Annotated in this window: 11 protein-coding genes; 5 read left to right on the top strand and 6 right to left on the bottom strand. The window is 63.8% G+C overall.

From position 1 onward, the window contains the following. Both VGP39_RS25185 and VGP39_RS25180 read right to left on the bottom strand, forming a co-directional pair. Positions 1–119: uL13 family ribosomal protein (locus VGP39_RS25185; protein ID WP_327570806.1), on the bottom strand; the 119-nt coding region annotated here is incomplete at its 3' end. A 154-nt stretch (positions 120–273) separates the two neighbouring features. Beyond that, a complete protein-coding gene (locus tag VGP39_RS25180) occupies positions 274–702 on the bottom strand; it encodes a PaaI family thioesterase (protein ID WP_327570803.1) in 429 nt (142 codons plus the stop codon). Positions 703–774: 72 nt separating this feature from the next. Between VGP39_RS25180 and VGP39_RS25175 the strand changes: the two genes are divergently transcribed. The 3 genes from VGP39_RS25175 to VGP39_RS25165 all read left to right on the top strand — a co-directional run bounded on the left by VGP39_RS25175 (position 775) and on the right by VGP39_RS25165 (position 3755). Beyond that, complete coding sequence (locus tag VGP39_RS25175) at positions 775–1599, top strand: enoyl-CoA hydratase (RefSeq protein WP_327570802.1); 825 nt, start codon at positions 775–777, stop codon at positions 1597–1599. 168 nt (positions 1600–1767) lie between these two features. Beyond that, complete coding sequence (locus tag VGP39_RS25170) at positions 1768–2352, top strand: CoA-binding protein (RefSeq protein WP_327570801.1); 585 nt, start codon at positions 1768–1770, stop codon at positions 2350–2352. 122 nt (positions 2353–2474) lie between these two features. Beyond that, the gene (locus VGP39_RS25165) at positions 2475–3755 is read left to right on the top strand and encodes an O-acetylhomoserine aminocarboxypropyltransferase (RefSeq protein ID WP_327570800.1); all 1281 of its coding nucleotides are present in this window, start codon (positions 2475–2477) and stop codon (positions 3753–3755) included. A 247-nt stretch (positions 3756–4002) separates the two neighbouring features. Here VGP39_RS25165 and VGP39_RS25160 read toward each other — a convergent pair whose 3' ends face one another. Next, positions 4003–4851 (bottom strand): FTR1 family iron permease, encoded by an 849-nt coding sequence (locus VGP39_RS25160; protein ID WP_327570805.1) that lies wholly within the window; start codon positions 4849–4851, stop codon positions 4003–4005. A gap of 113 nt (positions 4852–4964) precedes the next feature. After that, positions 4965–6128, bottom strand: a complete 1164-nt coding sequence (locus VGP39_RS25155) for a COX15/CtaA family protein (protein WP_327570799.1) — start codon at positions 6126–6128, stop codon at positions 4965–4967. Between the two features lie 95 nt (positions 6129–6223). Between VGP39_RS25155 and VGP39_RS25150 the strand changes: the two genes are divergently transcribed. Continuing rightward, positions 6224–6430 carry a DUF2842 domain-containing protein gene (locus tag VGP39_RS25150; protein ID WP_327570798.1) on the top strand — a complete coding sequence of 69 codons (207 nt, stop codon included), beginning with the start codon at positions 6224–6226 and terminating at the stop codon, positions 6428–6430. Between the two features lie 167 nt (positions 6431–6597). Here VGP39_RS25150 and VGP39_RS25145 read toward each other — a convergent pair whose 3' ends face one another. After that, on the bottom strand, positions 6598–7632 hold the full coding sequence (locus VGP39_RS25145; RefSeq protein WP_327570804.1) for a polysaccharide deacetylase family protein: 1035 nt from the start codon (positions 7630–7632) through the stop codon (positions 6598–6600). 122 nt (positions 7633–7754) lie between these two features. Here VGP39_RS25145 and VGP39_RS25140 point away from each other — a divergent pair, with 122 nt between their 5' ends. After that, positions 7755–8945: a GNAT family N-acetyltransferase gene (locus VGP39_RS25140; RefSeq protein ID WP_327570797.1), complete on the top strand. Its 1191-nt coding sequence runs from the start codon at positions 7755–7757 to the stop codon at positions 8943–8945. 242 nt (positions 8946–9187) lie between these two features. Here the strand turns inward: VGP39_RS25140 and VGP39_RS25135 are convergent, their stop codons facing one another. Then, a complete protein-coding gene (locus tag VGP39_RS25135; protein ID WP_327570796.1) occupies positions 9188–11383 on the bottom strand; it encodes an exopolysaccharide transport family protein in 2196 nt (731 codons plus the stop codon). Between the last annotated feature and the right edge of the window lie 370 nt (positions 11384–11753).

The raw sequence follows: 11753 nt of genomic DNA, 5'->3' as shown, positions 1-11753 counted from the left end.
TGCTTGCCGCGCAGCCGCATCGCGACGAGGGTGGCGAGCCGGCCGACCACCAGACCTTTGGCGTCGATCAGCACCCACTTCTTCGTCACTTCGGCGGGCTTTGCCGAAAACGTTTTCATGTGAGGAAATCCGTGAAAAGGAGACATCGGCACCGGGGCGCCGGACTGCGCGGTTTCTAGAGAAGCGGGTGGCCGACGTCAATGCCGGAAACCGTTGAATAAGTAAGCAAAAACAATAGCTTATAAATATGGTGTGATATTACCGTATAAAACCTCAAGCATTTGGAATGGAATAGGTCGCGGTGACATGGGCGATCGGATCGGGCGACGTTCCCGATAGCAAGCTGACCTCGCCGACCGCAAGGCGCTTGCCGAGTTTCAGCAGCTTTGCCGCGGCGAGCACGTCCTGTCCCGGCTGCCCTTTACGCAAAAAATTGATGTTGAGATTGGTCGTGACCGCCAGCCCGACCGGGCCGATCGCGGACAGCAGCACCACATACATGGCGACATCGGCTAATGCCATCAGGGTCGGCCCAGAAACCGTTCCGCCGGGACGCAGCATCCGATCGTGAAAACGTTCCCGGATCAGGCAGCTTTCGCCGTCGGCACGTTCGATGCTGATGTCGCCGCTGGCGAAGGCCTGTGGAAACTCCTTGAGCAGAAACGCATCGAGCTCAGCCACGCTCATTTTTGCAATCGTCATATCGCTCCGCCTGCCCTCGCCACACGCGGACTGTTACAATAAGATGAAGGGCCTGCCCAAGTGGAACTTTCGATGACCGCCCAGACCGTCCGCGCGAGCGCGCCGCAAGCCCCGATTCTCCTGCGCGAGATGGCAGGCCCCATCGCCGTGCTGACACTCAATCGTCCCGCAGCCCGCAACAGCCTGTCGGAAGGCATGATCGCGGAGCTGCACGCGGCGCTGAAGGACATTCGCGATGATGCAAACGTGCGCGCGGTGGTGATCGCGGCCAACGGTACGGCGTTTTCCGCCGGCCACGACATGAAGGAGCTTAGCGCGCGCCGCGCCGATCCCGATCGCGGACGCGCCTATTTTGCTGACATGATGAACGCCTGCAGCGCGATGATGCAGGCTATCGTGCAATTGCCAAAGCCCGTCGTCGCCGCCGTGCAGGGCGTCGCCACGGCCGCCGGATGCCAGCTGGTTGCGAGCTGCGATCTCGCGGTCGCCTCGGAGACCGCGACATTTGCAACGCCCGGCGTCGACATCGGGCTGTTCTGCTCGACGCCGATGGTGGCGCTGTCGCGCAACGTGGCGCGCAAGCACGCCATGGAAATGCTGCTGACCGGCGAGCCGGTTTCGGCCAACGCCGCACGGGACATAGGCCTGATCAACCGCGTGGTCGCGGCCGGCGCCGAGCGCGACGCAGCCATCGCGCTTGCGCAAAGGATCGCGAACAAATCCGCCTACACCGTCAAGATCGGCAAGGCTGCATTCTACCGCCAGGCCGAAATGAGCTTAAGCGAGGCCTATCGCTACGCCTCCGAGGTGATGGCCGAGAACATGCTGGCCCGCGACGCCGAGGAAGGCATCGGCGCCTTCATCGAAAAGCGCGCGCCGAAGTGGCAGGACCGGTGACAGCCGCACCCACCACCGTCATCCTGAGGTGCTCGCCTCGCGATGCGAGAGCATCGCGTGCTTCGGCGAGCCTCGAAGGATGGGCTGCGAGCGCCGGAGCCTGCGGCCATCCTTCGAGACGCCGCGCAAGCGCGCGGCTCCTCAGGATGACGGATCGGAAATGTTGAAATGAACCACGACGCTTACCCCGACGCCTACATCCGCGAGATCCTCAACGGCGTAAAGACCATCGCGATGGTCGGCGCCTCCCCGGTCAATGTGCGGCCGAGCTACTTTGCGTTCAAGTATCTCTCCGAGCGCGGCTACGACATGATCCCGGTCAATCCCGGCCATGTCGGAAAAAACCTGGTGGGAAAACCGTTCGTGGCGTCGCTGGCCGATATCGGCCGTCCCATCGACATGATCGACATTTTCCGCAACTCCAGCCACATCATGCCGGTGGTCGATGAAGCGCTGAAGCTTATGCCGCCGCCGAAGGTGATCTGGATGCAGCTCGGCGCCCGCGACGACGCGGCCGCCGCGAAAGCCGAAGCCGCCGGGCTCAAGGTGGTGATGAACCGGTGCCCGAAGATCGAATACGGCCGGCTGTCCTCGGAGATTTCCTGGATGGGCGTCAACTCGCGCACGCTGAGTTCGAAACGCGCCCCGATGCCGACCAAGGGCATGCGGCTGTCGCTCAACCGCATGAGCGTCGGCGGCGGCGAAACCGCAGCCTCCGACCGCGCAGCGAAGGACAAAGCCGGCGGCGTGTGACGCAGCGCTTTCCACGTCGTTGCCGGGCTTGACCCGGCAATCCATCTTCTTCAAAGACTCTTTCGAAGAATGATGGATGCGCGGGTCAAGCCCGCGCATGACGCAATAGAGGAAACAATAGAATGACCGACCGTCTTCCGGGATTTGCCACCCTCGCCGTCCATGCCGGCGCCCAGCCCGATCCCACCACCGGCGCGCGGGTGACGCCGATCTATCAGACGACGTCGTTCGTGTTCAACGACGCCGATCATGCAGCATCGCTGTTCGGGCTGCAGGCGTTCGGCAATATCTACACTCGAATCGGGAACCCGACCAACGCGGTGCTGGAAGAGCGCGTCGCGTCGCTGGAAGGCGGCACCGCGGCCGTCGCGGTGGCTTCCGGCCACGCCGCCCAAGTGATCGTCATGCAGCAATTGCTGCAGCCCGGCGACGAATTCATCGCCGCGCGAAAACTCTATGGCGGTTCGATCAACCAGTTCACCCACGCCTTCAAGAGTTTTGGCTGGAACGTGGTGTGGGCCGATTCCGACGACATCTCAAGTTTTGAGCGCGCGGTGACGCCGCACACCAAGGCGATTTTCGTCGAGTCGATCGCCAACCCCGGCGGCACCGTGACCGACATCGAGGCGGTTTCGGCGGTGGCGCGCAAGGCCGGCGTCCCCTTGATCGTCGACAACACGCTGGCGACGCCCTATCTGATCCGCCCGATCGATCACGGCGCCGACATCGTCGTGCATTCGCTGACGAAATTTCTCGGCGGCCACGGCAATTCGATCGGCGGCATCATCGTCGACGCCGGGACCTTCGACTGGTCGAAGGACAACAAATATCCGATGCTGAGCGAGCCGCGGCCGGAATATCACGGCATCAAGCTGCAGGAGACTTTTGGGAATTTTGCCTTTGCCATCGCATGCCGGGTGCTCGGCTTGCGCGACCTCGGACCGGCGCTGTCGCCGTTCAACGCGTTCCTGATCCTCACCGGCATCGAAACGCTCCCCTTGCGGATGCAAAAGCACTGCGAGAACGCCAAGGCGGTTGCGGAATGGCTGTCGGCGCATCCGGCGGTGGCGTCGGTCAATTATGCGGGGCTTGCAAGCGACAAATACAACAACCTCGCGCGCAAATACGCGCCGAAGGGCGCCGGCGCCGTGTTCACCTTCAGCCTCAAGGGCGGCTACGAGGCCGGCGTCAATCTGGTGTCGAACCTGAAACTGTTTTCGCATCTTGCCAATGTCGGCGACACCCGCTCGCTGGTGATTCACCCGGCGTCGACCACGCACAGCCAGCTCGACGACGCGCAAAAGGTAAAGTCCGGCGCGGGTCCGGATATCGTGCGGCTTTCGATCGGGATCGAGGACAAGGAAGATCTGATCGCCGATCTGGAGCAAGCGCTGGGGAGTTAACCGCCCTCGCGCCCCGGACGCAGCGCAGCGTGTAGCCCTTGCGGAACGGTGCGCTGCAGAGCCGGGGCCGTCACGAACACCAACCTTTCGTCATGCGCGGGCTTGACCCGCCAATCCATCCCCTTCGCAAGAGTCTTTCGAAGAGGATGGATTGCCGGGTCAGGCCCGGCAATCACAGTGTTGCTTGGTACGGTCCCGGTTCTGCGAAGCGGCATGAAGAATGCCGCATCGCGCCCGGGACACGAGTCTACCTCTTCACCGCTCGCATCGCCTTGTCCTCGCGCGACAGCCGGGCGTTGCGCTGGAACACCGAATAGGTCGCCAGCGCGAACAGGATCACCAGCAGCTGGATCGACAAAGCCTCGACGGTCGAATTCAAGCCAATGACGCCAAGCCACGCCGCGCCTTTGAGCTCGGTGACCGAAACGATCGCCTGCTCCTGGAATTCCTGCACCGCCTCGCCGATGAATTTGATGGCCATCGCAAACAGGAATGCCGAGGTGATGATGAACAGCGGCCGCAACGGGATTTTCCGCGCGATCAGGTTGATGAAATAGAACAGCACAACAAGCCCAACCGTTGCAGCACCGAGCCCCGCAAACAGCCCGGCGCTCCAGCCGCCCTCGGTGGTGGCGAGCGCATTGATGAACAGCACGGTTTCGGCGCCTTCGCGGAACACCGCGAGAAACGCCAGCGCGGCGACCGCCCACACGGTGTCCTGGGCCAGCGCGCCATCGGCCTTGTGCGCGAGGTAATCCTGCCAGCCTCGTGGATCCTGCTTCACCATCAGCCAGCCGCTGACATAGAGCATCAGGGCTGCCGCGGCGAGGATGATGATGCCTTCGAGGATGTCGCTGTGCTCGCCGGAATTGAGCACCGCGAACAGCCATGCCGCGATGATGCTGGCGCCGACTGCGGCGAGCGCGCCGCCATAGAGCGCGTTGATGCGATGGCCGGCGCCGGCCTTGGTCAGATAGCCGCCGAGCGCCGCGATCACCAGCATTGCCTCGAGGCCTTCGCGCAGCAGGATGACGGCAGCCTGGATGAATGCGGATGACATGAACGAGCCTGTGTTCCTTAGGTAGGCTGGTTTTATCGCGCGAACGCCGCATGTAAAGGCGCGCACTCACACAATTTTGTCAGCACGCACGTAAAAGCGCTGCGAATAAAGGACTTTTGAATATCTTCAGAAATTAGAATCGTTCAATTTCAGTTGCGTAGGGTGGGCAAAGGCACGCTTGCGCCGTGCCCACCATTTTCGATCTCGGCACGATGGTGGGCACGCTCATCGGGCGCGCATTCGTGCGACCCGACGGCTTTGTCCACCCTACGGCTGCTCTGCCCTGCCGCCAACCGCTCGGCTTGCAATATCACCAGTGTCAGCACCACGATTGCCATCGCCTGATGCGCGAGCCCCAGCACAATCGGAACCTGGTGCAGCAGCGTCTGGATGCCCAGCGCCGCCTGCAACGTAACCGCTATCGCGAGCCAGATCGCGCCGCCGGCGGCGGCGGGTCCGGCGCGCGAACGAACGGCATCGACGGCATGCACGACCGCCAGCGTGAGCAGCGCATAGGCACCCATGCGATGCTCGAACTGCACCGTCAGCGTGTTGTCGAACAGATTGCGCCACCACGGCGCTTCGAAGAACAGCCGCGCCGCGGAAGGAACCAGCGCGCCGTCGATCTCCGGCCAGGTATTGTAGACGCGCCCCGCGCGGAGGCCTGCCACCAGCGCGCCGAGATAAAGCTGCACGAAGGTCAGCGCCAGCAGCATCAGGCTTGTGATTTTCAATCGCGGCGAGGCAACGACCGATTGCCGTTCGCTTACGCGCCGCAGTGTCCAGACGATGGCGGCATAAATCAGCAGCGCCAGCACCAGATGCGTGGCGAGGCGAAGTTGCGAGACCTCGACCCGTTGCGTCAGGCCGGACGCCACCATCCACCAGCCCACCGCGCCCTGCAGCGCGCCGAGGGCGAAGATGACCCACAGCCGCCGCTTCAGCTCAGTGCTCAGCGCGCCGCGCCAGAGGAACCACAGGAACGGCAAGAGATAGGCGATGCCGATGACGCGGCCGAGCAGCCGGTGGCTCCACTCCCACCAGAAGATGGTCTTGAATTCGGCCAGATTCATGCCGGCATTGAGTTCGCGATATTGCGGGATGGTTTGATAGCCCTCAAAGGCTTCCCGCCACTGAGCGTCATTCAGCGGCGGCAGGGTTCCGGTGACCGGCTTCCATTCCACGATCGACAGCCCGGATTCGGTGAGCCGCGTCGCGCCGCCGACCAGCACCATGATCGCGATCAGCACCGCGATGGTCGCGAGCCACCAGCGGACCGCGCGCGGGGGTTTGTGTGAGGCAAGTTCGATCATCAAATTCGCAGCTTGAATGAATTGGCGCGCACCTTATAGTCCGCCGCTTCCCGCGCGCCAAGGCGCGCCGCCCCAACCAGCCGCACATTGCCGTCATGAGAATCCGCACCCGCAAATTCGTTGGAACCATCGCTTTGCTGGTGCTGGTGGTGGTGTGGTCGCTGCTCGGGATGGCGGTGGCGCAGATGCCGTGGCTATCAGCTTCAAAACTCTATCAGGCGATCTTCTATGTGGTGGCCGGCATCGGCTGGGTGCTGCCGGCAATGCCGATCATCAGCTGGATGTCGCGGCCGGATGCGTGAACGTGTCCCGGGCGCGATGCAGCGTTCTTCACGCTGCTTCGCAGAACCGGGACCCGCCAACCAAGACGTCGTCATGCGCGGGCTTGATGCTGAAGTGTGGGCCCCGGCTCTGCAGCGCACCGCTCCGCGAAGAGCTACGCGCTGCGCTGCGTCCGGGGCACAAGAATTTAGTTTGCGGCCTTCGACAACATCACACCCGACAGCATCACCCGCATCGCCCGCAGCGAGCGCTGGCGTCCATCCCAGGCGATGCGGGGCAGCGCGTGCAAATTCGACCGGCCTTCGGCCAGGATCACTCCGGGCAACGCCGTCACTGCACTGGCAAAGCCGGCCTCCCGGGCCAGTATCACATGCTGCCGGTTGAACGATCCGCGGTCGCCGAACGGATAGGCGAAATGCATTATATCGCGGTGGAACGCGGACTGCGCCACCGCCCTTCCCATCGAGATTTCGCGCGAGGCCGCCGCATCCTTCAGACTGGTCAGGACCGGCGCGTTCACGGTCATGCTTGCGATCGTCACGTTCGGATCGGCCGCAAGGCTCGCCAGATCGTCCCAACTCATCGACGCCTCGCGCGACAAGCCTGCAAGATCGACAGAATAGCGCTTGCACAGATCGTTGATCGCCACCGACAGATCCGGCGGCGCCAGCGAGCGCATCCATCGTTCAAGCAAATCGTAAAGCTGAGCTTTCCGATCGGCGTCCGCGATCTCGAAGCGCTGTTCCCTGCCATCCATCACCAGCGCGATGCGGTCGTTGTGCGCAATCAGCGCCTCCAGCGCCAGCCACCATGCCTCGCCGAGACCGTCGGGAAACGCCGTCGGCACGTAAACCGTGAACGGGACGGCGTGCCGCGATAGCACCGGATAGCCCGATGTCATCAGGTCGCGCGTGGCGCCGTCGAAGGTCAGGCACACGAACCGGCGCGGCGGCCTGGGGCCGGCGGCGCGGCGGCAGACCTCATCCATCGAGACGAACTCGAACTTCCAGCGTTTTAGCGCGCGGATGGTGCGGTCGAGAAACTGCGGGGTGATCTCATGAGTTCTGCGCGGCTGAAAATCCGCGCTGCGCGCTGGCCGCACGTGCTCGAAACGCAGGATCGCACCGGCCCCGCCGGTGCGCCGCTCCATCAGGCGCGCATAACCGCTGAAATAGGCGAGCCGCCACCCTACGCCCGTCAAGAATCGACCCCCGGATGACACCGCCAAGCCTTCAATGCAGTTTCCGCCGCCGCCGCATTGTCATTACCCTTTGTTGACATTTCCCTGCAAAGGTCCGCCGACGCTGAAAAATATAAACAAACTGTCAAAATACGGGTGGTGCGATGACCATGGCGGCCGTGATGGAAAGCCGGGCGGAAACGCGGGCGTGGCCGGAGACGAGCCGTATTGCGCGCGTCGATGTCGTCAGCGACATGCGCGAGGCGGAAACCGTCTGGCGCGCGCTCGAACAATCCAGCCAATTTTCCACGCCGTATCAGCGCTTCGATTTTCTGGTCGCATGGCAACGTCAGGTCGGGACACGCGACGGCATCCGGCCGTTCATCGTCATCGCCCGAGACAAAGAGCGCCAGCCGCTGCTGCTGCTTCCGCTCGGGGTGCGTCGCGAGAACGCCGTGCGAACCGCAAGATTTCTCGGCGGCAAGCATGCGACCTTCAACATGGCGTTGTGGGACAAGGATTTCGCCGTCGGCGCGGCCAGGACCGATATCGACGCGCTGATGTCGGGAATCCGCGGTCATGCGCAGGCCGACGTGCTGGCGCTGACCCAGCAGCCGCGGCGCTGGATCGACCTGGCCAATCCGCTTGCCCTGTTGCCGAACCAGGTCTCGGCCAATGACTGTCCGCTGCTGACGATGGCGCCCGGCGCGCCGCCGGCATCGCGCGTCAGCAATTCGTTCCGGCGCCGGCTCAAGGGCAAGGAACGCAAGCTGCAGACGCTGCCCGGTTATGGCTACCGCCTCGCCACATCGGACACCGACATCAAACGGCTGCTCGACTGGTTCTTCGCGATAAAACCGCAGCGCATGGCGGCGCAGCAGCTGCCCAACGTGTTCGCCGATCCCGGCATCGAGGATTTCATCCGCGACGCCTGCATGACCAGGCTTGGCGGCGGCGGCCATGCCATCGATATCCACGCGCTGGAATGCGACGAGGAAGTGATCGCGATCTTCGCCGGCGTCGCCGACGACAAGCGCTTTTCGATGATGTTCAACACCTACACGCTGTCGGGCAATTCCAAATACAGCCCCGGGCTGATCCTGATGCGCGACATCATCGATCACTACGCCGAGCGCGGCGTCACCTCGCTCGATCTCGGGATCGGATCGGACGATTACAAGCGGCTGTTCTGCAAGGACGACGAGCCGATCTTCGACAGTTTTATCCCGCTCAGCCTGCGCGGCAAGGTCGCCGCGGCCGGCCTGTCATCGCTGATGCGCGCCAAGCGGTTGATAAAACACACGCCGGCGCTGATGCAGATCGCGCAGCGGGCGCGCGGCGTGCTGCAGCGCTAGAGCCGTGTCCCGGACGCGGCATTCTTCATGCCGCTCCGCAGAGCCGGGACCCCGGTTCAAGAAAGCAAGCTGGGCCCCGGCTCTGCAGCGCACCGCTTCGCAAGAGCTACGCGCTGCGCTGCGTCCGGGGCACGAAATCGTCATGGCCGGGCTTGTCCCGGCCATCCACGTCTTCTCTCCGTGATCTCAGCAAAAAAGACGTTGATGCCCGGGACAAGCCCGGGCATGACGAACTTTGAATCTCAGGCCGCAACCACGCGCGGGCCGGGCTCGACGATATCGGCCGGCTGCGACGGCTTGCTCAGCATCGCCACGTCGGTGAAGCCGACTTCCCTGAGCTGATCTGCCATCAGTTTGCGCGCCTCTGCCGTCATCGACCCGTCCGGCACCACCACCGCGCGCGCATTCGATGTCAAAAGCTCTGCGGGCAGGTCGGACGCGGTGCCGGCATCGAGCAGCACGTGGTCGTACACACCCAGCAGCGCATCGAGCGCCAGCGCCAGCCGCGGCGACTGCAGCAATGAACGGTCCGCGCCCTGGCGTCCGGCGGTCACCAAATGGGCCCGCGACAGCCGGTCCCGGGTAATGACCTGCGCGAAGGACGCTTCGCCCAGCATCAGTTCCGCCAGCCCCGGCGCCATCGGATCGGCCGACACCGCCGCAAAGGCCGGCGAGGACCCGGACAAGTCCACCACCACCACCTTGGCTTGGCGCGCCAGCAGCCGGGCAAGGGTCAGCGCCGTCAGCGTGATGCTTTCGCCCTGCCCGGTTCCTAGAATCGCGACCTTGCGGGCGGCGTCGCCGGCGCCAAGCAATGCTTCGGCGAGTTGGCCGATCTCGGTGACGGGGGCCGCAGGTTCGGCAGCGGCGTCACGCATCGCCGGCACGGTGGGGGGAGAAGCGACCACCGGTTCCGCGGCGTGAACAGCAGCCGCTGCGAACGCCGCCGGCGCGCGCGGCGCCGTCATGCGCAGCAGTTCAGCGGTGGCGATGCAGCCGGCGCTGAGCATCAACGTCGCCAGGGTCGCGATCAGCACGATCGGCAGCTTCTTGGGGAAGGCCGGCGTGTTGGACACCAGCGCCCGGGAAATGATGCGGCCGTCGGCGGGGGCGGCGTCGATATTTTCGCGCGCGGTCGCCTCGCGGTATTTGGCGAGGTAGGATTCCAGCAGGTCGCGCTGCGCCTTGGCTTCGCGTTCCATCGCGCGCAGCTGCACGTCCTGGCCGTTGGTCGAAGTCGCCTGCTTCTTCGACACTTCGAGGCTGGCACTGAGGCTCTCGACCCGGCCGGCCGCAATGCGCGAATCGTTCTCGAACGAGCGCGAAAGCTTGCTGGCTTCCTCGCGGATTTGGCGATCGATATCGGCGAGCTGGGCCTTGAGCTCCTTGATGCGCGGATGAGCGTCCAGCAGCGTCGAGGACTGTTCGGCCAGTTGCGCGCGCAACGTGACGCGCTGTTCCGACAGACGCCGGGTCAGTTCGGAGTTGAGCACGTCGGAGGCTTCGATCGGCTTGCCCGACTGCAGCATCTCGCGAATCAGCCGCGCCTTGGATTCGGCGTCGGACTTCAGCGCACGGGCATTGTTCAACTGGGTATTGAGTTCGCCCATCTGCTGGTTGGACAGCGTGGTGTTGTTGGTGCCGACGAACAGGCTGGACTTGGAGCGGAAATCCTCCACCCGCGATTCGGCCTCGCCAACCTTCTTGCGCAGGCTGTCAATCTCGCCAGACAGCCATTGCCCCGCGGCTTTGGCCTGCTCCTGGCGCGCGTTCTGCTGCAGCACCAGATAATTTTCAGCGATCGAATTGGCGACCTTCGCCGCCAGATCAGGATCGCGCGACTGAAACTCGATCACCACGACGCGCGACTTATCCACGGCATAGGCGGTGAGCCGGTCGAAATAGGCGTCGAGCACGCGCTCTTCCGGCGTGAGACTAAAGGGATCGCGGCCGATGCCGAACAAGGCCAGCAGCGATTTCACTGGGGAAAGCCCCTGCAGCACCGGATCGAATTCGGGCCGGTCGGCGAGCTTGTTCTTCCTGATGATCTCGCGCGCCAGGTCGCGCGACAGCAACAGCTGGACCTGGCTGGTGACGGCCTCGGGGTCGACCGTATTGCGCTGATCGTCGCGCTCGCCATTGGGCCGCAGGAATACGTTCTCGCGGCCGTCGATCAGGATACGCGCTTCGGATTTGTAGCGCGGCGGAACGAGGTTGACGGTGACGATCGAGAGCACCAGCGCCAGCAGCGTCGGAACGATGATCCAGGATCGCTTGCGGTTCAGCGCCTGCCCGATCGCGCGCAGATCGAGGTCGCCGAAGTCGGAAACAGCCGCCGGTGCGGCCCTGTAGGTCGGCGCCGGCTTTGCAGCGGCGGGCGCAACTTTGGCCTTCTCGACCGGCGCGTCCTTGCCTGAACGCCAGAACGGTATACGCATCGCACACTCCCACGGAACGCTTACGACTCCACCTGATGAGGGCGATTACACTCCATTAAGGTTGCCGCCCGGTTAATTCGCCCATTCGGCCCCGCGATATCGGCGGTGGGGAGGCTGCGGTCATGCTTTGTTAACCATGCAAGTTCTTAATCGGACTCGATACTTGTCATGGGTTGCCCGATGCGAGGCCCGCGCGCCGTTCTCGTCTGTCTGCTGACTGCGCTCGCTTTGTCGGGCTGCATGCGCAGGTCCGCGCCTGTCGCCGTTGTCCAGGCGCGGGGCGATCTGGATTCCCTCGCCTATGGCCGGACCCATAATTCTCCGCCGCGCAGCCTTTATGCGTCTTCAACGAACCTCGCCCCTTCCGGCG

The sequence above is a fragment of the Bradyrhizobium sp. genome, assembly GCF_036009065.1.
Lineage (GTDB): Bacteria > Pseudomonadota > Alphaproteobacteria > Rhizobiales > Xanthobacteraceae > Bradyrhizobium.
The sequence above is the reverse complement of the archived record's forward strand: the minus strand, read 5'-3'. Positions and strand labels throughout refer to the sequence as shown.

Excerpts from the sequence above, each read along its gene's own strand:
- VGP39_RS25180 (WP_327570803.1), bottom strand. The coding sequence starts at position 702 with ATGACGATTGCAAAAATGAGCGTGGCTGAGCTCGATGCGTTTCTGCTC.
- VGP39_RS25175 (WP_327570802.1), top strand. The coding sequence starts at position 775 with ATGACCGCCCAGACCGTCCGCGCGAGCGCGCCGCAAGCCCCGATTCTC.
- VGP39_RS25170 (WP_327570801.1), top strand. The coding sequence starts at position 1,768 with ATGAACCACGACGCTTACCCCGACGCCTACATCCGCGAGATCCTCAAC.
- VGP39_RS25165 (WP_327570800.1), top strand. The coding sequence starts at position 2,475 with ATGACCGACCGTCTTCCGGGATTTGCCACCCTCGCCGTCCATGCCGGC.
- VGP39_RS25155 (WP_327570799.1), bottom strand. The coding sequence starts at position 6,128 with ATGATCGAACTTGCCTCACACAAACCCCCGCGCGCGGTCCGCTGGTGG.
- VGP39_RS25150 (WP_327570798.1), top strand. The coding sequence starts at position 6,224 with ATGAGAATCCGCACCCGCAAATTCGTTGGAACCATCGCTTTGCTGGTG.
- VGP39_RS25140 (WP_327570797.1), top strand. The coding sequence starts at position 7,755 with ATGACCATGGCGGCCGTGATGGAAAGCCGGGCGGAAACGCGGGCGTGG.
- VGP39_RS25135 (WP_327570796.1), bottom strand. The coding sequence starts at position 11,383 with ATGCGTATACCGTTCTGGCGTTCAGGCAAGGACGCGCCGGTCGAGAAG.